The organism is Streptomyces sp. NPDC043812 (assembly GCF_056436245.1).
Map to the genome: position 1 here is coordinate 40,079 of NZ_JBWKCY010000001.1, position 18,994 is coordinate 59,072.

General features: G+C 71.9%; 20 protein-coding genes and 1 riboswitch. Of the genes, 9 read left to right on the top strand and 11 right to left on the bottom strand.

The features are described 5' to 3' along the window. Nucleotides 1-3 precede the first annotated feature (3 nt). Both AC067Z_RS00220 and AC067Z_RS00225 read left to right on the top strand, forming a co-directional pair. Nucleotides 4-1,788 (top strand): glycoside hydrolase family 15 protein, encoded by a 1,785-nt coding sequence (locus AC067Z_RS00220; RefSeq protein ID WP_478787128.1) that lies wholly within the window; start codon nucleotides 4-6, stop codon nucleotides 1,786-1,788. Nucleotides 1,789-1,792: 4 nt separating this feature from the next. Then, nucleotides 1,793-2,548, top strand: coding sequence for an SDR family oxidoreductase (locus AC067Z_RS00225; RefSeq protein ID WP_478787129.1), 756 nt, complete (start codon nucleotides 1,793-1,795; stop codon nucleotides 2,546-2,548). A gap of 517 nt (nucleotides 2,549-3,065) precedes the next feature. Here the strand turns inward: AC067Z_RS00225 and amaP are convergent. The 5 genes from amaP to AC067Z_RS00250 are packed head-to-tail and all read right to left on the bottom strand — an operon-like array spanning nucleotide 3,066 to nucleotide 5,384. Then, nucleotides 3,066-3,647 carry an alkaline shock response membrane anchor protein AmaP gene (gene amaP / locus AC067Z_RS00230; protein ID WP_478787130.1) on the bottom strand — a complete coding sequence of 194 codons (582 nt, stop codon included), beginning with the start codon at nucleotides 3,645-3,647 and terminating at the stop codon, nucleotides 3,066-3,068. 12 nt (nucleotides 3,648-3,659) lie between these two features. Next, nucleotides 3,660-4,310 (bottom strand): DUF6286 domain-containing protein, encoded by a 651-nt coding sequence (locus AC067Z_RS00235; RefSeq protein ID WP_478787131.1) that lies wholly within the window; start codon nucleotides 4,308-4,310, stop codon nucleotides 3,660-3,662. Beyond that, the gene (locus tag AC067Z_RS00240; RefSeq protein WP_478787132.1) at nucleotides 4,307-4,687 is read right to left on the bottom strand and encodes an Asp23/Gls24 family envelope stress response protein; all 381 of its coding nucleotides are present in this window, start codon (nucleotides 4,685-4,687) and stop codon (nucleotides 4,307-4,309) included. The genes AC067Z_RS00235 and AC067Z_RS00240 overlap by 4 nt, the downstream gene beginning before the upstream one ends. Next, entirely contained in the window at nucleotides 4,684-4,875 is a 192-nt protein-coding gene (locus AC067Z_RS00245) for a hypothetical protein (protein WP_478787133.1), read from the bottom strand. The genes AC067Z_RS00240 and AC067Z_RS00245 overlap by 4 nt, the downstream gene beginning before the upstream one ends. Before the next feature lie 11 nt (nucleotides 4,876-4,886). Continuing rightward, nucleotides 4,887-5,384 carry an Asp23/Gls24 family envelope stress response protein gene (locus tag AC067Z_RS00250; protein ID WP_478787134.1) on the bottom strand — a complete coding sequence of 166 codons (498 nt, stop codon included), beginning with the start codon at nucleotides 5,382-5,384 and terminating at the stop codon, nucleotides 4,887-4,889. Between the two features lie 113 nt (nucleotides 5,385-5,497). Here AC067Z_RS00250 and AC067Z_RS00255 point away from each other — a divergent pair, with 113 nt between their 5' ends. Further along, the gene (locus AC067Z_RS00255) at nucleotides 5,498-6,184 is read left to right on the top strand and encodes a hypothetical protein (protein WP_478787135.1); all 687 of its coding nucleotides are present in this window, start codon (nucleotides 5,498-5,500) and stop codon (nucleotides 6,182-6,184) included. Between the two features lie 74 nt (nucleotides 6,185-6,258). On the opposite strand, the gene AC067Z_RS00260 is transcribed toward AC067Z_RS00255, so the two are convergent. The 3 genes from AC067Z_RS00260 to AC067Z_RS00270 form a co-directional block, all read right to left on the bottom strand. Further along, nucleotides 6,259-7,050, bottom strand: a complete 792-nt coding sequence (locus AC067Z_RS00260) for an enoyl-CoA hydratase/isomerase family protein (protein WP_478787136.1) — start codon at nucleotides 7,048-7,050, stop codon at nucleotides 6,259-6,261. A gap of 136 nt (nucleotides 7,051-7,186) precedes the next feature. After that, nucleotides 7,187-7,408, bottom strand: a complete 222-nt coding sequence (locus AC067Z_RS00265; protein WP_005319113.1) for a helix-turn-helix domain-containing protein — start codon at nucleotides 7,406-7,408, stop codon at nucleotides 7,187-7,189. A 375-nt stretch (nucleotides 7,409-7,783) separates the two neighbouring features. After that, nucleotides 7,784-9,382, bottom strand: a complete 1,599-nt coding sequence (locus tag AC067Z_RS00270; RefSeq protein ID WP_478787137.1) for an ABC-F family ATP-binding cassette domain-containing protein — start codon at nucleotides 9,380-9,382, stop codon at nucleotides 7,784-7,786. A 266-nt stretch (nucleotides 9,383-9,648) separates the two neighbouring features. On the opposite strand from AC067Z_RS00270, the gene ypfJ reads away from it, so the two are divergent. Together ypfJ and AC067Z_RS00280 are read left to right on the top strand one after the other, a co-directional pair. Then, a complete protein-coding gene (ypfJ, locus tag AC067Z_RS00275) occupies nucleotides 9,649-10,539 on the top strand; it encodes a KPN_02809 family neutral zinc metallopeptidase (protein WP_478787138.1) in 891 nt (296 codons plus the stop codon). A gap of 114 nt (nucleotides 10,540-10,653) precedes the next feature. Continuing rightward, entirely contained in the window at nucleotides 10,654-11,061 is a 408-nt protein-coding gene (locus tag AC067Z_RS00280; protein WP_478787139.1) for a VOC family protein, read from the top strand. A gap of 34 nt (nucleotides 11,062-11,095) precedes the next feature. On the opposite strand, the gene AC067Z_RS00285 is transcribed toward AC067Z_RS00280, so the two are convergent. The 3 genes from AC067Z_RS00285 to AC067Z_RS00295 all read right to left on the bottom strand — a co-directional run bounded on the left by AC067Z_RS00285 (nucleotide 11,096) and on the right by AC067Z_RS00295 (nucleotide 14,435). Then, a complete protein-coding gene (locus tag AC067Z_RS00285; protein ID WP_478787140.1) occupies nucleotides 11,096-12,484 on the bottom strand; it encodes a hypothetical protein in 1,389 nt (462 codons plus the stop codon). Nucleotides 12,485-12,574: 90 nt separating this feature from the next. Next, the gene (locus AC067Z_RS00290) at nucleotides 12,575-13,702 is read right to left on the bottom strand and encodes an alpha/beta hydrolase (RefSeq protein ID WP_478787141.1); all 1,128 of its coding nucleotides are present in this window, start codon (nucleotides 13,700-13,702) and stop codon (nucleotides 12,575-12,577) included. Between the two features lie 70 nt (nucleotides 13,703-13,772). Next, a complete protein-coding gene (locus tag AC067Z_RS00295; RefSeq protein WP_478787142.1) occupies nucleotides 13,773-14,435 on the bottom strand; it encodes a class II aldolase/adducin family protein in 663 nt (220 codons plus the stop codon). Nucleotides 14,436-14,645: 210 nt separating this feature from the next. Here AC067Z_RS00295 and AC067Z_RS00300 point away from each other — a divergent pair, with 210 nt between their 5' ends. From AC067Z_RS00300 to AC067Z_RS00315, 4 genes are all read left to right on the top strand, one after another. Next, nucleotides 14,646-15,878 carry an inorganic phosphate transporter gene (locus AC067Z_RS00300; RefSeq protein ID WP_478787143.1) on the top strand — a complete coding sequence of 411 codons (1,233 nt, stop codon included), beginning with the start codon at nucleotides 14,646-14,648 and terminating at the stop codon, nucleotides 15,876-15,878. 12 nt (nucleotides 15,879-15,890) lie between these two features. Beyond that, the gene (locus AC067Z_RS00305; RefSeq protein WP_478787144.1) at nucleotides 15,891-16,112 is read left to right on the top strand and encodes a hypothetical protein; all 222 of its coding nucleotides are present in this window, start codon (nucleotides 15,891-15,893) and stop codon (nucleotides 16,110-16,112) included. A gap of 150 nt (nucleotides 16,113-16,262) precedes the next feature. Then, a riboswitch (cobalamin riboswitch) is annotated at nucleotides 16,263-16,403 on the top strand. A 90-nt stretch (nucleotides 16,404-16,493) separates the two neighbouring features. Continuing rightward, nucleotides 16,494-17,444, top strand: coding sequence for a cobalamin biosynthesis protein (locus AC067Z_RS00310; RefSeq protein ID WP_478787145.1), 951 nt, complete (start codon nucleotides 16,494-16,496; stop codon nucleotides 17,442-17,444). Beyond that, nucleotides 17,441-18,946, top strand: a complete 1,506-nt coding sequence (locus AC067Z_RS00315; protein ID WP_478787146.1) for a cobyric acid synthase — start codon at nucleotides 17,441-17,443, stop codon at nucleotides 18,944-18,946. The genes AC067Z_RS00310 and AC067Z_RS00315 overlap by 4 nt, the downstream gene beginning before the upstream one ends. The last annotated feature ends 48 nt before the right edge of the window (nucleotides 18,947-18,994 follow it).

Sequence of the window (18,994 nt, forward strand, 5' to 3'; positions counted from 1 at the left end):
AGCGTGACCCAACGAATCGAGGACTACGCGCTCATCGGCGATCTGCAGACCGCCGCACTGGTCGGTGCCGACGGCTCCATCGACTGGCTGTGCCTCCCACGCTTCGACTCGGCGGCCTGCTTCGCCGCGCTCATCGGCGATGAGGAGAACGGCCACTGGCGGATCGCGCCCAAGGGGGCCGGGCCGTGCACCAGTCGGCGATATGTCGATGAGTCGCTGGTTCTCGAGTCGGTATGGGAGACACGCACGGGAACCGTCAAAGTTCTGGACTTCATGCCACAACGGGACAAAGCACCCGATGTCGTACGCATCGTGGAAGGCGTCAGCGGCACCGTCGAGATGGCCGCCACCCTCCGTCTGCGTTTCGACTACGGCTCCGTCGTGCCCTGGATGCGACGTGTGGACGGGCACCGGGTGGCGATCGCGGGCCCCGACTCCGTGTGGCTGCGCAGCGAACCGGAGGTCAGGACCTGGGGCCAGCAGTTCAGCACCTGCTCCTCGTTCACGGTCGCGGCGGGCGAGCAGGTGGCGTTCGTGCTCACCTGGCACCCCTCGCACAAACCGCGACCCGAACTCGTCGACCCGCACGAATCGCTGCGGCACTGTCTGGAGGACTGGGCCGCCTGGTCGTCCCGCTGCCGGTACCAGGGCCCCTACCGCGAAGCGGTCATGCGCTCCCTGATCACCCTCAAGGCACTCACCTACGCACCTACCGGCGGGATCGTCGCCGCGCCGACGACATCCCTGCCCGAGGAGATGGGCGGCGTACGGAACTGGGACTACCGCTTCTGCTGGCTGCGTGATTCCACGCTCACCCTGGGCGCGCTGCTGGCGGTCGGCTATCTGGACGAGGCCGCGGCCTGGCGCGACTGGCTGCTGCGCGCGGTGGCCGGTGACCCGGCAGACCTGCAGGTCATATACGGGCTCGCGGGCGAACGCCGACTGCCCGAGATGGAACTGAACTGGCTCGACGGCTACGGCGGCTCCAAACCGGTCCGGGTGGGCAACGACGCGGCGCACCAACTGCAGCTCGATGTGTACGGCGAGGTCATCGACTCCCTCTTCGTGGCCGGAGAGGCGGGGCTCGCCTCCGAGAGGCACGCGTGGAACATCCAGCTGAGCCTCCTCGGCTTCCTGGAGTCCAAGTGGCGCGAACCGGACGAGGGGCTGTGGGAAGTACGCGGCCCGCGCCGCCACTTCGTGCACTCCAAGGTGATGGCGTGGGTCGCGGCCGACCGCGCGGTGCGCACCCTGGAGGCGGACCCGACGCTGCGCGGGGACGCGGCACGCTGGCGGGCCATGCGGGACGAGGTGCACCGGGAGGTGTGCGAGAAAGGCTTCGACCCGATACGGAACACCTTCACCCAGTCGTACGGCTCGGCCGAACTGGACGCCGCGGTGCTGCTCATCCCGCATGTCGGCTTCCTCCCTCCCGACGACCCTCGGGTCCTCGGCACGGTCGCCGCGGTGCAGGCCGAGCTGGCCGCCGGCCCGCTGGTGCGCCGCTACAGCACCGAGGGCGTCCCTGTCGACGGGCTGCCCGGCGACGAGGGGACGTTCCTCGCCTGCTCGTTCTGGATGACGGACGCGCTGTGCATGACGGGCCGCGTGAAGGAAGCGCGGGAGATGTTCGAGCGGCTGCTCGAACTCCGCAACGACGTGGGGCTGCTCGCCGAGGAGTACGACCCGATCGCGGGGCGCCAGCTCGGCAACTTCCCGCAGGCGTTCAGCCACATCGGGCTGGTCAACACGGCCCTCGCGCTGAGCCGGCACGAGACGGCAGGATAGAGCCATGGATCTTGGACTGAAGGACCGCGTCTACATCGTGACCGGCGCCTCACGCGGCCTTGGCAACGCCTCGGCGCGGGCGCTCGTGGCCGACGGCGCGAAGGTCGTCATCACCGGACGAGACGAGAAGACGGTCAAGGACGCGGCGGCCGAACTGGGCCCGAACGCGGTGGGCCTGGCCTCGGACAACGCCGACGAGTCGGGCGCGGAACGGCTGGTCGCGGCGGCCCGTGCGCACTTCGGCCGCCTCGACGGCATTCTCATCAGCGTCGGCGGTCCGGCACCGGGCTTTGTCGCGGACAACACGGACGCGCAGTGGGCGTCGGCGTTCGAGTCGGTGTTCCTCGGCGCGGTGCGGCTGGCCCGGACGGCGGCGGCGGAGCTGTCGGAGGGCGGTGTCATCGGATTCGTGCTGTCCGGCTCGGTCCACGAACCCATCCCCGGCCTGACGATCTCCAACGGCCTGCGCCCGGGCCTGGCGGGCTTCGCGAAGTCCCTCTCGGACGAACTGGGCCCGCGGGGCATCCGCGTGATCGGCCTGCTCCCGGCACGCATCGACACGGACCGGGTGCGGGAACTGGACGCGCTGTCGGGAGACGCGGAGGCGGCGCGCGCGGCGAACGAGTCGCGAATCCCGCTGCGTCGCTACGGGAAGCCGGAGGAGTTCGGCGCGACGGCGGCGTTCCTGCTGTCGCCGGCGGCGTCGTATCTGACGGGCGTGATGCTCCCGGTTGACGGCGGGGCGCGCCACGGCTTCTAGGGCGTGTTTGCCCGTTCAGGAGCGTCGTCCAGTGCGTGCGATCGAAGGCGGCCGGAAGTCCTCGTAGCGGAGCTACGAGGACTTCCGGCCAACGCAGCGAGGGCGCATGCTGGGCGGCGCGACGGGGCAAAGGTTGCCGGGAGGGGCACCAGGTCCTGTCCGGGCGATCTTTGAGGTTCAGCCCGCGACCTCAGATGCACGGGGCGTCCCCCCGGCCCGCCAGGGCCGAGGGGACGCCTCGCAAGGCGGTGGGGGCACTCCCCCTGGCTCCGCCCGGGGACCCCCACCCGGCCGCCTGGATGGGAGATCACCCTCGCACTGGACGTACTCGGGCGACTGAGAACACAGCGTGGGGGCACCCGCCGGGGCCCACCCGGCCGAAGGCTCGGGGGTGCCGTAGCCGGCGTCGCGGGCCCGAGAAGATCACCCGGACAGGGCCAGGGCCAACCGGGGGCCTACCCCGGCCCGTTCGTGGGGTGGGGCACGCCCGCCGGAGGCGCGGCGCGCTCCACCCGCCTCACTTCACCCGCTCCGCCCCGTGCCGCGCCACCCGCAGCCGTGCCTCCGTCGGCAACGATCCCAGCCCTGCCGACTCCTTCGCGTGTGTCACCGCCTCGTCCATCAGCCGCGCCATCGCCTCCGCAGGCGCCGCATGCGGCTCCAGCTGCAGCAGCACCCGCGCCTCCGGCGCCGTGCGCCGGCGTCCGGTCAGCATCACCGACGCGCGGGACACACCCTCCAGTGCCTCGACCTCTCCCGCCATCACGCCCTCGAGCGCCCGGCCACGCAGCAGTGCGCCCTCGCCGTCACCGCTGTCGACGAGGACCTCCGCGAGGCGTGCGCGGCGGAGTTGGGCAAGCAGCCACCACAGGGCGAGCAGGACCACCACGGCGAGGACCGCGATGACGACCGGCCACCACCAGCCCTCGTCCTGCCGGCGCATCCGGTCCGCGTCGCTGAGCAGCACATCGTTCGGTCCGTCGTACGGCCACCACGACGGAACGGACACTCCCGCCCCCGCCACGAGCACCGCAGCGCCGCCGCAGAGGAGGACCAGTCCGGCGAGGCCGAGCAGGACCCGGTTGATCGTGCGCAGCATCCGTCTCACACCTCACTTCTTCTTCGCCGGGGGCCGGACGACGTGCACGGACAGGGCGGGCGGCCTCGCAAGCCCCAGCTCCCTGAGACCGACGGCGAGCGCCGTGTCCAGGTCGGCGCGCACCTCGTCGAGCTCGCGGAAGTGCGACCGTGCCCGCACCGTCGCCTTGGAGCGCCCCATCCGTACCCGTACGGACTGCACCCCGGAGACCTCCATCGCCCGGTCGCGCAGCACGAGTGCCGCGGCGTCGCGGTCGAGGCCGGCGCGGACGTCCGCCCGCTCGCAGCGCATCGGCAGGATCGCCCGCAGGCCGGGGGTCACGGCAAGAACGATCAGCCAGACACCGAGGAGCACGACGGCCCCGGCGGCCGCGAGGACGCCGACCTCGTCGAGGCGCCACGTGGCGAGATCGTCGGCCAGGGAGCGCCGCCATTGCATCGCCGGGCGGTCGGCGCGCACGGCGGCGACGTCGTACAGCAGAAGTCCCGCGCCGCCGAGGAGCACGGCGGCGAGCAGCCCCGCGGGGATGCGCCGCGCCGACCAGAAGCGTCCTGCCTTGCCGCCTTCGCCGTCCCGGGCGTTCGGGGCGGGGTCGTAGGCGGCGCCGGACGCGGACTGGTCCATTTCGAGGACAGGACGGGTGGGCTCTTCGGGCTCGGTCATCGGATCCTCCCCTGCGCCACGCGACGCGAGTGGACGGAGTGCAGCCGCTCGACCTGCACCGCCACCTCGGGTACCTCCATCCCCGCCAACGTCCTTACCCGTTCGGCGACCCGGTGACGCACGGCACGGCACCGGCCGCCGATGTCGCAGGGGTATTCGAGTTCCAGGCTGACCCGCACCCGGGCAATGTCGTGGTGCACGACGACCATGGCGTGCGGCGGGGTGCCGTCCTCGGGCACCGCTCCGAGCGCCTCCCGTGCCGCCTGTGTGGCGATCTTCGCCACGACGCGGTCGGCGATGACGGTAGCCCCGCGCTCGGCGGGGTCGAGATTCCCTCTGCCTCCGGTGGATGAGCCCCCGGCGGTCACTGCGGTCACCGCCGCCCGTCGCCACGATCGCGGCTCCGGAAGAAGTCACCGACCTCGAGGTCGCCCTCGAGGAAGCGCCCTGCGACGAAACCGACGGCCCCCAATGCGGCGACCAGCAGAAACGCCCCGAATCCGCCGAAGTACCCGGCGAATGCGAGCGCCATGCCGGCCACCATGCCGACCACGGCCATGCTCATGTTGAGCTCCTCTACTGGAGACGCGGCTCCGGCTCGTCCTCTTCCTCATCGGGCAGTTTGACGTCGGTGACGGCGATGTTGACCTCGACGACCTCGAGTCCGGTCATGCGCTCGACGGCGGAGACGACGTTCTCGCGGACGGCGCGCGCCACGTCGGAGATGGAGACGCCGTAGTCGACGACGAGTTCGAGGTCGAGGGCCGTCTGCACCTCGCCGACCTCGGCCTTGACCCCGCGCGTGACGCCGGACTTGCCGCCGCCTCCGCCCGGGACCCGGTCGCGTACGGCGCCGAAGGTACGGGACATGCCACTGCCCATCGCGTGGACGCCGACGACGTCGCGCGCGGCGAGTCCGGCGATCTTCTCGACGACGCCGTCGGCGATGGTGGTGCGGCCGCGGACTCCGGGGTCGACGCGCTTGCTGATGGAGGTCCTGCGGGACTGTTCGCCGGAGCCCGCCGTCTCTCCTCCCGTGCTCTGGGGACGGTTGCGCTCGCCTGTGTCGGTCATCGCATGGTCCTTTCCGGGCGGTGTGACCTCCCCCAAGGCACTTCTCAAAGGCCCCAAGCCCACACTAAGTGCGCTTGCCCGGTCTCGCGCCGGGGATGCGGCAGGCTGGAGGAATGACCACTTCGGGCGCGATGCGGCGGGTGCGGCAGGCGATGGGGCTCAGCAGGTTCGTCGTTCTGGGCGGGCCGGCGGAGGGCACATGGCTGACGGAGCGGGCCGCGGCGGCGGCCTTTGCACGAGCGGCGGCGGATGCGGTGCCGGGCGCGGGTGTGACACGGCTGGAGGTGATGCTCGCGGATCCCGAGTCGGCCCAGGAGCCGCTGCTGCCGCCGCCTCCGAGCGCTCTGCCATCGGGGCCGCACCGGATCGTGGCGGAACTCGTCGTGTGGAGCGGGGAACCGCTGCCCGCGGTGACGGAGGCGGTGCGCGACGCGCTGTTCGCGGCGGCCGCGGAGCGAATGGGGCTGGTGGTCGCCACCGTGGATCTGCGGGTGACCGGTCTGCCGGACACCGCCCCGCAGCCGGAGGCGGAGCCGACGCCCTCGCCGGTCGCCCCCTCGGACACGGTCTCCCGGGCTGCGGCGGCGACAGCGGGGGTGGAGTGCCTGACGGCGACGCTGGGCAGCGCCGTACACCGGGCCGACGACCATGTACGGGTGGAACTCGCCACGACCGTGGGCAGCCGGGCTCTGGACGTGGCCGGGGCGGTGCGTGCGTCGGTGTCCGCCGCGCTCGCGGACGACCGCCCGGTCACGGTCCTGATCACGTCGGTCGGCTGCCCCGTCCGGCCACGGTCCTGATCACTTCGGTCGGCTGACCCGTCCGGCCACGGGAACGCGCGCGGCGGCGCGGCCGGACGGACCGTACGACCGGATCAGTCGGAGAGGCCCGCGAGATCGCGCAGCCGACGGGCCTGCGCGGCACGCTCGGCGACGCGCTGCTCCTCGTAGGAGCGGCCCGCGGCGCCCTGCAGCAGCGCCTTGGTCTCGATCACCGCGTCGCGGGGCGCGGCAACGAGCGCCGCGGCGAGGTCCGTGACGGCGGCGTCGAGGTCGCCCGCGGGCACGACGAGGTTGGCGAGCCCTGTGCGCTCGGCCTCCTCGGCGTGTACGAAGCGTCCCGTCGCGCAGATCTCGAGCGCGCGGGCGTAACCGACGAGAGACACCAGCGGATGCGTGCCGGTGAGGTCGGGGACGAGCCCGAGGCTGGTCTCGCGCATGGCGAACTGGACGTCCTCGGCCACGACCCGCAGATCACAGGCGAGGGCGAGCTGGAATCCGGCGCCGATCGCATGGCCCTGGACGGCCGCGATCGTGACGATGTCACTGCGGCGCCACCAGGTGAACGCCTCCTGGAACTCGGCGATGGCGGCGTCGATCTCCGTGTCGGCCTTGCCCGCGAGGTCGATGAACGACGGCTCGCCGTCGAAGCCCTCGGGGGTGAAGGCCTGGCGGTCGAGCCCGGCGGAGAAGGACTTGCCCTCGCCGCGCAGCACCACGACCCGCACATTGCCCGGCAGCGACCGTCCGGCCTGCGTCAATGCCCGCCACAGCGCGAAGTCCTGGGCATTGCGCTTGTCCGGCTTGGTCAGGGTCACCGTGGCAACGGCGTCGTCGACGGTGAGCCGTACGCCGTCCTTGTCGAGCACAGGGTCGAGCGAAGTCATGAGACGCCTCCGGTTCGGTGCAGTCGTGCTTACGAAGATAAGCTACTGCACAGTAACCACCCGGGCAGGTCCTGGGACCGCCCGGGTGGCCACCGCGAAAACCGGTGGGCCGAAGGAATCTCCGCCGACGGGGACGTCAGGCCGAGGCGGCCTTCTTGCCCCGCGTCGCTCCGCCGCGTCCACGCAGAACAACTCCGGACTCACTGAGCATCCGATGGACGAATCCATAGGAGCGGCCGGTTTCCTCGGCCAGCGCCCGGATGCTCGCACCGGAGTCGTACTTCTTCTTCAGGTCTGCCGCGAGCTTGTCGCGCGCGGCGCCGGTAACCCGGCTGCCCTTCTTCAGAGTCTCGGCCACCCGTGCCTCCTCATGGGAAGTGCGCTCTGGACTTCTCATGATCACCCCTCCCGGGCATCCTGGCCACCCATTCGACAAGGTCAGTACGGAACGCTTGGCAATGGGATTTGCGGCCACCACGAGCGGAATGAAGCATTCCAGTCGCGGTCGGGAGCGCGGTTGCCCCCAATTCCCACCGAAATACCAGGTCAGGGCCAGGGAACCGGGAAACGGGCCGGCCAGGAGCGGACGGAGGCCGTCCGCCAGGCGGCACGCCGCCTGACCAGACGCACTCACGCAGATGATGGATCACCCGTAGGCCGAATGATCCATACGGAGTGGATCAACGACCTGCCGGGGTCAGGTCGAGGCGGATCGGCGACCCGCCGGACCCGGTCAGGCCAGGGCGACCAGGTCCGCGTAGTCCGCGCCCCACAGGTCCTCGACGCCGTCCGGCAGCAGGATGATCCGCTCCGGCTCCAGCGCCTCGACCGCGCCCTCGTCGTGGGTGACGAGGATGACCGCGCCCTTGTAGGTGCGCAGCGCCCCGAGGATCTCCTCGCGGCTGGCCGGGTCCAGGTTGTTGGTGGGCTCGTCGAGCAGCAGCACGTTGGCCGAGGAGACGACCAGGGTGGCCAGCGCCAGACGGGTCTTCTCGCCGCCGGAGAGCACGCCGGCCGGCTTGTCGACGTCGTCGCCGGAGAAGAGGAACGAACCGAGCGTCTTGCGCACCTCGACCAGGTCGAGGTCCGGCGCGGAGGAGCGCATGTTCTCCAGGACGGTGCGGTCCGGGTCGAGCGTCTCGTGCTCCTGGGCGTAGTAGCCGAGCTTGAGCCCGTGCCCGGGGGTCACCTGGCCGGTGTCGGGCTGCTCGACCCCGGCGAGCAGGCGCAGCAGCGTCGTCTTGCCCGCGCCGTTCAGACCGAGGATCACGACCCGCGAGCCCTTGTCGATGGCGAGATCCACGTCGGTGAAGATCTCCAGCGAGCCGTACGACTTGGACAGGCCGTCCGCGGTCAGCGGAGTCCTGCCGCAGGGTGCGGGCTCGGGGAAGCGCAGCTTGGCCACCTTGTCGGCCATGCGGACGTCCTCGAGTCCGGCCAGCAGCCGCTCGGCGCGCTTGGCCATGTTCTGGGCGGCGACGGTCTTGGTCGCCTTGGCGCGCATCTTGTCGGCCTGGGAGTTGAGGGCCGCGGCCTTCTTCTCGGCGTTCTGCCGCTCGCGCTTGCGGCGCTTCTCGTCCGCCTCGCGCTGCTGCTGGTAGAGCTTCCAGCCCATGTTGTAGACGTCGATCTGCGAGCGGTTGGCGTCCAGGTAGAAGACCTTGTTGACGACCGTCTCGACGAGGTCGACGTCGTGGGAGATCACGATGAAGCCGCCGCGGTACGACTTCAGGTAGTCGCGCAGCCAGACGATCGAGTCGGCGTCGAGGTGGTTGGTGGGCTCGTCGAGGAGCAGGGTGTCGGCGTCCGAGAAGAGGATGCGGGCGAGCTCGACGCGGCGGCGCTGACCGCCGGAGAGCGTATGGAGCGGCTGAGAGAGGACCCGGTCCGGCAGACCGAGCGCGGCTGCGATGGTGGAGGCCTCGGCCTCGGCGGCGTAACCGCCCTTGGTGAGGAACTCGGTCTCCTGGCGCTCGTACTGCTTGAGCGCCTTCTCGCGGGTGGAGCCCTGGCCGGTGGCGATGCGCTCCTCGTTCAGACGCATCTTGCGGATCAGGGCGTCGAGGCCGCGGGCGGAGAGGATCCGGTCGCGGGCCAGCACGTCGAGGTCGCCGGTGCGGGGGTCCTGCGGGAGATAGCCGACCTCGCCGGAGCGGGAGATCGTGCCGCCGGCGGGGATGCCTTCGCCGGCAAGGCATTTGGTGAGGGTGGTCTTGCCGGCTCCGTTGCGGCCGACGAGGCCGATGCGGTCACCCTTGGCGATGCGGAAGGAGGCGGACTCGATGAGGATGCGCGCGCCGGCGCGCAGCTCGATACCGGATGCGGTGATCACGGGGGAATACTCCAGGGCGGTATGGACGACGGAAGGGACGGGCGAGCGACGCTTCGACGCCGTCTAATGCACAAGGAGAATTGCCATACGGCCCAGTCTAACGGGGCTCGCCAAGTACTTTTCCGGCTGTGGAGCAGGAGTGACGGGCGCCACTGACCCGAACGCGACCGCCCGTGAGCGCCTCAGCAAAAGGGGCATACGGCTACGAACCGGCCGATACTCGCGAGGAGCGGGGGCTTCCGTCGCCGTGGAGCGGAGGGTCGCCCATGCAGTTCGACGACAACACCGACCTCGACACCTCGGAGGTCCAGGATGTGCGCGGCAGCCGGATCCCGGGCGGCAGGGCCACCGTCGGCGGCGGCATCGCGGGCGTCATCGCACTGATCCTGGGGCTGTTCTTCGGTGTCGGACCGGAACAGCTGGGCCTCTCCTCGGGCGACGACGGCCCGGTGGCGACGTCGTCGTCCCAGGCCGAGGTGAACGAGGCCTGCAGACGCGGCGCGGACGCCAACACCCGGGAGGACTGCCGCATCGTCGCGGTGGTCAACAACGTGCAGGACTACTGGCGCGCGGAGTTCCAGCGGCGGCAGGGGCGGTACACGACGGCGCCGACGGTGATGTTCACGGGACAGGTGGGCACGGCGTGCGGGACGGCCACCTCGGCCGTCGGACCGTTCTACTGCCCCGGCGACCGCAAGGTCTATCTGGACCTCGACTTCTTCGACGACCTGCGGACCGAGTTCGGCGCGACCGGCGGCCCCTTCGCGCAGGCGTACGTCGTGGCGCACGAGTACGGGCACCACGTGCAGAACCTGACCGGCACGCTGCAGCGGGCACAGGACGGACGGCAGGGTGCGGACAGCAACGCGGTGCGGGTGGAGCTCCAGGCCGACTGCTACGCGGGGGTGTGGGCCCACCACGCGACGACGACGCCGGACGACAGGACGGGCCGGCTGCTCATCACCGAACTCACGGACGCGGACATCAGGGACGGACTCGACGCGGCCGCGGCTGTCGGTGACGACCGGATCCAGCAGCGGTACCAGGGCCGGGTCACTCCCGAGTCCTGGACGCACGGCTCCTCGGCGCAGCGGCAGCAGTGGTTCTACAACGGCTACCGCACCGGCGACATGGCGCGGTGCAACACGTTCGGCTGAGCTCGCGGAGGGCCCCGGCGGGGCGGCGGTCCGGGGGCGGGCGTTGTCGGTGGGCGGTGCCAGACTGAGACGCAGATCACCATCCTGTCGTCGAGCGAGTGAGGAGTGATCGGGATGACACAGTCGCCGAGCATCTGTCCGACGCTGGTCTACACGGACGCCAAGGCCGCGATCAGACAGCTCACGGAGGCCTTCGGTTTCACCGAGCACGCGGTGTACGAGGACGAGGGCGGCGGGGTGCTCCATGCCGAACTGACCTTCGGGAACGGCATGGTGATGCTGGGAAGCAAGGGCACCGGAAGCGAGTTCGACAAGCTGATGCAGGGGGCCGGACCCACCGGGGTGTTCGTGCATGTCGACGACGTCGACGCGCACCACGGGCGGGCGGTGGAACACGGGGCGGAGATCGTGATGCCGCCGACCGACCAGGAGTACGGGGCACGGGACTACATGGCCCGGGACGTGGAGGGCAACATCTGGAGCTTCGGCACCTACACGCCGGGGGCGGCGGAGTCCTCGTAGTCCTCCGCCGCCGTGCGGGTCATGTCACCCGCCCTCATGCCCCTCCGGTGTGGACCTGGAAGGCCGCGCGGCGCACCGCCTTGGCCAGTGCCGGGTCGGGGTGTGCCGCGGCCAGCGCGACCAGGACCTGGACGGTCCGGGGGTGTCCGCCGGACCGCACCTCCTCGATCAGTGCCGGGACGGTGCCCTGCACGGCGGAGTCGAGATGACGCAGAAGCAGCTGGGGCTCGCCGTGGTCGGCGACTGCGGCAGCGGTGTCCACCCAGAGCCAGGTGGCCTCCTCCCGGGTGAGGGCGTCCGCGGCGTCCTCGGGATCGGCGCCTTCGTACTCGGCCAGCCACAGCAGGGCGTAGGGGCGCAGGGACGGTTCGCCTGCGGCGGCGCGGACTTCGGCCTCGGCGGGGGCGCCGACGACGCGCAGCGCCTCGAAGGCGAGTCCGCGCAGCAGGGCGTCCTCGCCACGGGCGACGGCGAGGAGTTCACCGACGGCGCTGGAGACGGTGCGGGCGGCGAGCCAGGCGCGGTACTCGGCGCGTGCCGGGCCGGGGGTGAGGCGGGCGCAGCCGCGCAGCATGTCCTCGGCGGACTGTTCGATGTTGCCCGCGGGGCTCTGCGCGGCGACGCAGATCTGCTCCAGCTTGACCCACACCGCCCAGTTGCCGAGCGGGGTGAGTGTGGCCCGGTCGCGTTCCAGGGTGAGGGCTCCGACGGCGGCCAGGCCCTCGAGCGCCCAGCCGAGGAGGGCGGAGACCGGGACGTCCTGACCGGCCGCGGCCCCCGAGGGGTCCGCGGCTTCCGGACCGGGCACCTCGCAGCGTTCCTCGCGCAGTTCGGCGACGCGCTGCTGCAGCAGGTCGAGCAGCGCCGGCATGAGCACGGGGCCGGCCGAGAGCTGAAGGAGGGAGAGCACCTGGGGCACGGCCTCGACGACCTCGGCCACACCGGTGGGCGCGACGTCCGCAGGGGCGGGGTGCGCCAGGGACCAGGCGTCGAAGAGTGCGACCCAGCCGCGCAGCACGGCCATGTCGTCGCGGTCCCAGGCGCGCAGCCGCCATCCCGGGCGGGCGGTGTCGCCGTGGATCTCGATCAGTCCGGCCAGGCGGGCGCGGTCCCATCCCGCTCCCACCTGCTCCGGGGTCAGGTCCAGTGCGGCCGCGGCGCGTTCCCGCGCCTCGGGGACCGAACGGGCCTCGCCGGGACCGCGTTCCACGGCCGCCCAGCGGGCGATGCGTACGGCGTCGGCAAGGATCGCGCGCGCCTGTCGCGCCAGCTCGGCGGGGGCGGGCGTGCCCTCCGGCGGACGAGGCGCCGGACGGGTACGCCGGGTCGTCACGGCCCGTCGCGCGGTGGCCAGGGATCGCGGGCGGACAAGACGAAGTCTGGAGTTGCGCGCCAATTGCTCATCAGGCTTTCGGGACGTCACGGGGAGCAGTCTTCCCGCTGACTGCCCGAAAGCCCAAACGGAACCTCACGGGCCGCCCCGGGAGCGCCCCCGCCCCGCGGCCGCCGACGGCTACATGAGAGGGGTGAGAAAGCGGCGCAGGACCTCTTCGTACGCCGTGGGGTCGGCGTTCCACATCGCCGCGTGCGGGGCACCGGGGACGGTGTGCAGCGTGGTCAACCCGGGTCGCTGCGCGGCGAGTCGGCGCGAGGGCCGCCACGGCGCGATGGTGTCGTCGGGGCCGTGGAAGATCAGCATCGGGACCCGGACGGCGAGCGGGTCGACGGCCTCGGCGAACCGGTCGCTGTGCGGGCCGGTGCGGCCCTGGGCCGCGCGGACCGCGAGGGGCAGCAGCGGGGCCGGGGTGCCCCGGGCGGAGGCCAGGGCGCGCACGGTCGTCTCCCATTCGAGCACCGGCGAGTCCAGGACAAGTCCGCTGATGCAGTCACGAAGTCCCGAGTTGGCTGCGGCGTGCAGGGCCATCGACGCGCCCGTGGACCAGCCGTGGACGACGATGCGGTCGGCGCCGTGCCGCACCGCGTGCCGTACGGCCGCGTCCAGGTCGCGCCACTCGGAGTCCCCGAGATGGCTGAGGCCGTCCGGCGGCCGGGGGGCACCCTCGTCCCCCCGGTAGGCGAGGTTGAGCACGGGGAACTGGTTGGCGTGCAGGAACTCCAACACGTTCAGCGGGTGTTCCCGGGTGGTGCCGAGGCCGTGCACGGTGATCACCCAGGTGGTGCGGGCGCCGGGGACGAACCAGGCGGGCAGGGCACCGAGCTCGCCGGGGACGAGGACGTCCGCGTACGCGATGCCGAGGGCCGTGGTGGGGTCCCCGCTGTGCACCTGCGGGGTGAAACGCACCCGTGTCCCCGGCTCCAGGCCGCCCGCGGCCACCCGTTCGAGCCGTCGGACGACGGTGTCCGCGGACGGGGCCACCCCGTCGAGGACGGGGCCGACGACCGCGTGCACGCCGGACCCCTCCAGGCCGTAGGTGCCGGTCCGCGTCGAGGCGAGACTGCGGGTCAGTGTCACGCGGCCGGGGCCGGTGTCGTGCACGGTGAGCCGCGGTTCACCCGGCAGGGGACGGCGGGGCCGTGCTCCGAGGGCGGCGTGGCTCGCGTAGCGTCCGGCGGCGACCGCGGCCGCGCCGACGCCTATCAGGGTGGAGACGGCTGCTGCCGTCGCTGTAGCGGGGCGCACGGATCCAGTGTCGGCGCGGGTGGCCGGGGGTGCCAGTGGGCGGCGCTCGGGCACGGACCGGGCAGAGCGGTCAGCTGCGTCGGCCGTACCCCTTCAGCTGCGTCGCCGCCTCTGCGAGCTGGGTGTCCGACAGCAGGTTCGGCTCGCGGCCCGGGACGGCGGAGGCCGTGAGCCACAGGCGGGACATCCACTCGAGCTGGGCCGTGCGGTCGTACGCCTGGGCCAGGGAGTCGCCGTGGGCGACAGTGCCGTGGTTCTGGAGGAGGCAGGCCGACCGTCCGCGCAGCGCGCCGAGCATGTTCCGTGCGAGTTCGGGGGTGCCGTACAGCGCATAGGGCGCGACACGGACGGGGCCGCCCAGAGCGGCGGTCATGTAGTGGATCGGCGGCAGCTCGGGGACGAGCGTGGAGACTGCGGTGGCGTGCACGGCGTGGGTGTGGACGACCGCGGCGGCGGACGTGTGGCGGTAGATCTCCAGGTGCAGCGGCAGTTCGCTGGTGGGCGGGAGCTCGCCGGTGACCTGACGGCCGTCGAGGTCGACGGCGACGGTGTCCCGGGGCCGGAGCCGGTCGTACGGCACTCCGCTCGGCGTCACGAGCACCAGGTCCCCGACGCGTACGGAGACGTTGCCGGACGTGCCCACCACGAGGCCCTCGGCAGCAGTCCTGCGGGCTGTCGCGACGAGGTCCTGCCATGCCTGTTCGATCGGGTCCTGCCGAGGCTGCTCAGTCATGCGGCGATCCTGTCAGCAGGGCCGCCGGAGCCGACAGGGGCACGGACGGTGTTCGAGTGGTGGCAGGGTGTCCCGCCGGGGCGTCAAAAGTGCAAACGGAATACTCAGCCCCCAGTTGCGGACACCGCTCCGCCGGACCCAGTTCACCTTCCGTTCATCCAGGTTGCCTACGGTCGGCGCGTCAATGACGCCAAACGATTGCCTGGGTAAATGGAACACATCACACTGCTGCTCGCGATTGTGATCGTGACAGCTCTCGTGTTCGATTTCACGAACGGTTTCCACGACACGGCCAACGCGATGGCGACGACCATCTCGACCGGCGCTCTGAAGCCCAAGACCGCGGTGGCCATGTCCGCCGTTCTGAACCTCGTCGGCGCTTTCCTCTCGGTGGAGGTCGCCAAGACGATCTCCAGCGGCCTCGTCGACGAATCAGGCATCACCCCTGAAGTCATCTTCGCGGCGCTCGTCGGCGCCATTCTCTGGAATCTGATGACCTGGCTCATCGGACTGCCGTCCAGCTCCTCGCACGCCCTCATGGGTGGCCTCATCGGCGCCACCGTCGCCTCCGTCGGCATGAGCGGCGTCGACGGCAGCGTCGTCGTGACCAAGGTGCTGATCCCCGCGATCGCCGCGCCGCTGGTGGCCGGTATCGCCGCCTATCTCGCCTCCCGGCTGACGTACAGGATCGGGAAGAACGCGGACCCGAAGGCGACCGCCAAGGGCTACCGCTCCGGCCAGATCGCCTCCGCCGGTCTCGTCTCCCTGGCGCACGGCACCAACGACGCACAGAAGACGATGGGCATCATCACGCTGGCGCTCGTCGCCGGCGGTGTGCTCTCCCCCGGCTCCAACCCTCCGCTGTGGGTCATCCTCTCCGCCGGTATCGCGATCTCGCTCGGCACGTACCTCGGCGGCTGGCGCATCATCCGCACCATGGGCAAGGGCCTCACCGACCTCCAGCCGCAGCAGGGCTTCGCCGCCCAGACCAGCGCGGCCAGCGTCATCCTCGCCTCCTCCAACCTCGGCTTCTCGCTCTCCACGACCCACTCGTGCTCCGGCGCGGTGATGGGCGCGGGCCTCGGCCGCAAGGGCGGTGTGGTCCGCTGGTCCACCGCGACCCGGATGTTCGTGGCCTGGGGTCTGACCCTGCCGGCCGCGGGTCTGGTCGCCGCGGGTTCGGAGTTCGTCACCAAGCAGGGTGACTGGGGCGTCGCGGCCGTCGCCGTGTTCCTCGTCGCCTCCTGCCTCGCGATCTGGCTCGTCTCCCGCCGCCAGGTCGTCGACCACACCAACGTCAACGAGACGGAGACCGCGGCCGACGAGCCCGCGGGCATCGTCACCACCGCCATCGCGGCCGTCGCCCCGCCGCCGGCGGGCGAGCTCAAGACCACCATCCCGGCCCCGGCCGAGCCCGAGCCGGCCCGTCCGGCCACGGTGTAAGGAATCAGCAGCATGAAGATCGACTGGGCAGCTCTCGGCTCCGTGTTCGGCGTGAGCCTCGTCGCCACCGTCGCCCTGGTGGGCCTGTTCACCCTGGGCATCGTGGGCCTGACCAAGCACGAGTCGGCGAGCGCGAACGGCGGCTCGGCGTCCATGGCCCGAACCGCCGCGTACGCCTGCTTCGCGCTGTGCGCCGCGGCCGTCGCGTACGGGATCTATCTGATCGTCGTCTGACCGGTCGTCGGCCGACGACCGCACGACCCGTTCGGAAGCCGGGCCGGAGCCCCCTCGGGGACCTCCGTCCCGGCTTTCGTATGCCGCCCGGCGGACGCCCGGTGTGGGGCTCGGCACACTGTCCCGCCGCAGGTCAAGGGTGAGTTGACGGGCGTTCGCGGGCGTGGTGGACTGCCGGGGCCATATACGGCGGCAGAAGAGGAAGTCCGGTGCGAATCCGGCGCGGTCCCGCCACTGTCACCCGGGAGGTCCCGGGGAGCCAGGAACTCTCACCGCCGGTCACGTCGAACCAGGGCGCGGACCCTGAGTGAGGACTCGTCACCATGCCTGGCTGCAGTTCAGCCCTGCCCGTCGGACACCACCCCAGAGGTCGCTGACCCCATGCGTGCCGACCGGATCTTCGTGTACGGCGCCACCGCCGGTCTCGCCGGTGACCTCCTCGTCGGGGACCCCCGCAGGGGCCATCCCGTCGCTGCCTTCGGGCGTGCGGCCGGTGCCGTCGAGCGCATGCTGTGGCGCGACCACCGTGGCTGGGGCGCCCTGCACACCGCCGTCTGCGCCGGAGGCGCCGTCGCCGTCGGGGCGTTGGCGTCCCGTGCCGTGCGCCGCTCCCCCGCCGCGTCGGTCGCGCTGACCGCCGCCGCCACGTGGGCCGTCGTCGGGGGCACCTCCCTGGGCCGCGAGGGACGTTCCATCGGCGAGGCACTGGCGGCCGGGGACATCGACACCGCTCGCGAGCGCCTGCCTCATCTGTGCGGGCGCGATCCGCAGTCCCTCGACGAGCAGCAGATCGCCCGCGCCGTCGTCGAGTCCGTCGCCGAGAACACCTCCGACGCCGTTGTCGGCGCCCTGGTGTGGGGCGCGGTCGCGGGTGTACCGGGGCTGCTCGGCTTCCGCGCGGTCAACACCCTCGACGCCATGGTCGGCCACAGGTCACCCCGCCATCTGCGGTACGGATGGGCCTCCGCACGGCTGGACGACGTGGCCGGCTGGCCGGGTGCCCGGCTCACCGCCGCGCTCGCGGCCGTCGCCGGCCCGAACCCGCGCGGGGCCATGGGCGCCTGGCGCGCGGACGCGGCGAAGCATCCGAGCCCCAACGCGGGCCCTGTGGAGGCGTCGTTCGCCGGGGCGCTCGGCGTACGGCTGGGCGGGACCCTCTCTTACGGCGGGCGGGTCGAGCACCGGCCGGTGCTCAACGGAGGCGGACGAGCGGTGGAGTTCGGCGACATCGACCGCGCGGTGCGGCTGTCGCGCCGCATCGGAGTGCTGACGCTGGCGGCCTGCGCGGGTGCGCGGCTCGTCCGCGGAGCCATGAGGGGACGGCGTACATGAGCGGCGGACTGCTGGTCGCGGGGACGACGTCGGACGCCGGGAAGAGCGTGGTGACCGCCGGGATCTGCCGATGGCTGGTGCGGCAGGGCGTGAAGGTCGCGCCCTTCAAGGGGCAGAACATGTCCCTCAATTCGTTCGTGACCCGGGAGGGTGCGGAGATCGGCCGGGCGCAGGCGATGCAGGCGCAGGCCGCCCGCGTCGAGCCGAGCGCGCTGATGAACCCTGTGCTGCTCAAGCCCGGCAGCGACCGGTCCAGCCAGGTCGTGCTGATGGGCAAGCCCGTCGGCGAGATGAGCGCGAAGGGGTACCACGGGAACAGGCAGCGGGAGCTGTTCGAACCCGTCATGGCGTGCCTGGACGAGCTGCGGGGCACGTATGACGCCGTGATCTGCGAGGGGGCGGGCAGTCCGGCCGAGATCAACCTGCGGCGCACGGACATCGTGAACATGGGCATCGCACGGGCGGCCCGGCTGCCGGTGCTGGTGGTCGGGGACATCGACCGGGGCGGGGTGTTCGCGCAGTTCTTCGGCACGACCGCGCTGCTGGCTCCGGAGGACCAGGAGCTCGTCGCCGGCTATCTGGTCAACAAGTTCCGGGGTGATGTGACGCTGCTGGAGCCGGGCCTGGACATGCTGCTCGGGCTCACCGGCCGGCGGACGTTCGGTGTCCTGCCGTACGCGCACGGGCTGGGCATCGACGAGGAGGACGGTCTGCGGGTGTCCCTGCGCGGTGCGGTACGCGAGTCCACGGTCGCTGCGCCGGTCGGCGAGGACGTGCTGCGGATCGCGGTGTGCGCCGTGCCGCTGATGTCGAACTTCACCGACGTGGACGCGCTGGCGGCCGAACCCGGCGTCGTGGTGCGGTTCGTGGACCGCGCGGAGGAGCTGGTGGACGCCGACCTGGTCGTGGTGCCGGGCACGCGCGGGACGGTGAAGGCACTGGCCTGGCTGCGGGAGCGCGGGCTGGCGGACGCGATCGCGCGGCGCGCGGCGGAGGGCCGGCCGGTACTGGGCATCTGCGGCGGCTTCCAGGCGCTGGCCGAGCACATCGAGGACGACGTCGAGTCGAGGGCCGGGCAGGTCGAAGGGCTCGGACTACTGCCGGTACGGGTCCGGTTCGCGCGCGAGAAGACCCTTGCGCGGCCGGTCGGCGAAGCGCTCGGCGAGCGGGTCGAGGGGTACGAGATCCATCACGGTGTCGCCGAAGTACGGGGCGGCGACCCCTTCCTGGACGGCTGCCGCGTCGGCGCGGTGTGGGGCACGCACTGGCACGGGTCGCTGGAGAGCGACGGCTTCCGGCGGGTGTTCCTGCGGGAGGTGGCGGCGCAGGCGGGCCGGCGGTTCGTGCCCGCGCCGGACACGAGCTTCGGGATGCTCCGGGAGGAGCAGCTGGACCGGCTGGGCGATCTGATCGAGGAACACGCGGACACGGATGCGCTGCTCGCCCTCATCGAGCGCGGGGCGCCGGCGGGGTTGCCGTTCGTGCCGCCGGGAGCGCCGTGAGGGGCGTGCGGGTCGTGGGCGCGGGTGGCGCCTGCGGCGTGCGTGTTC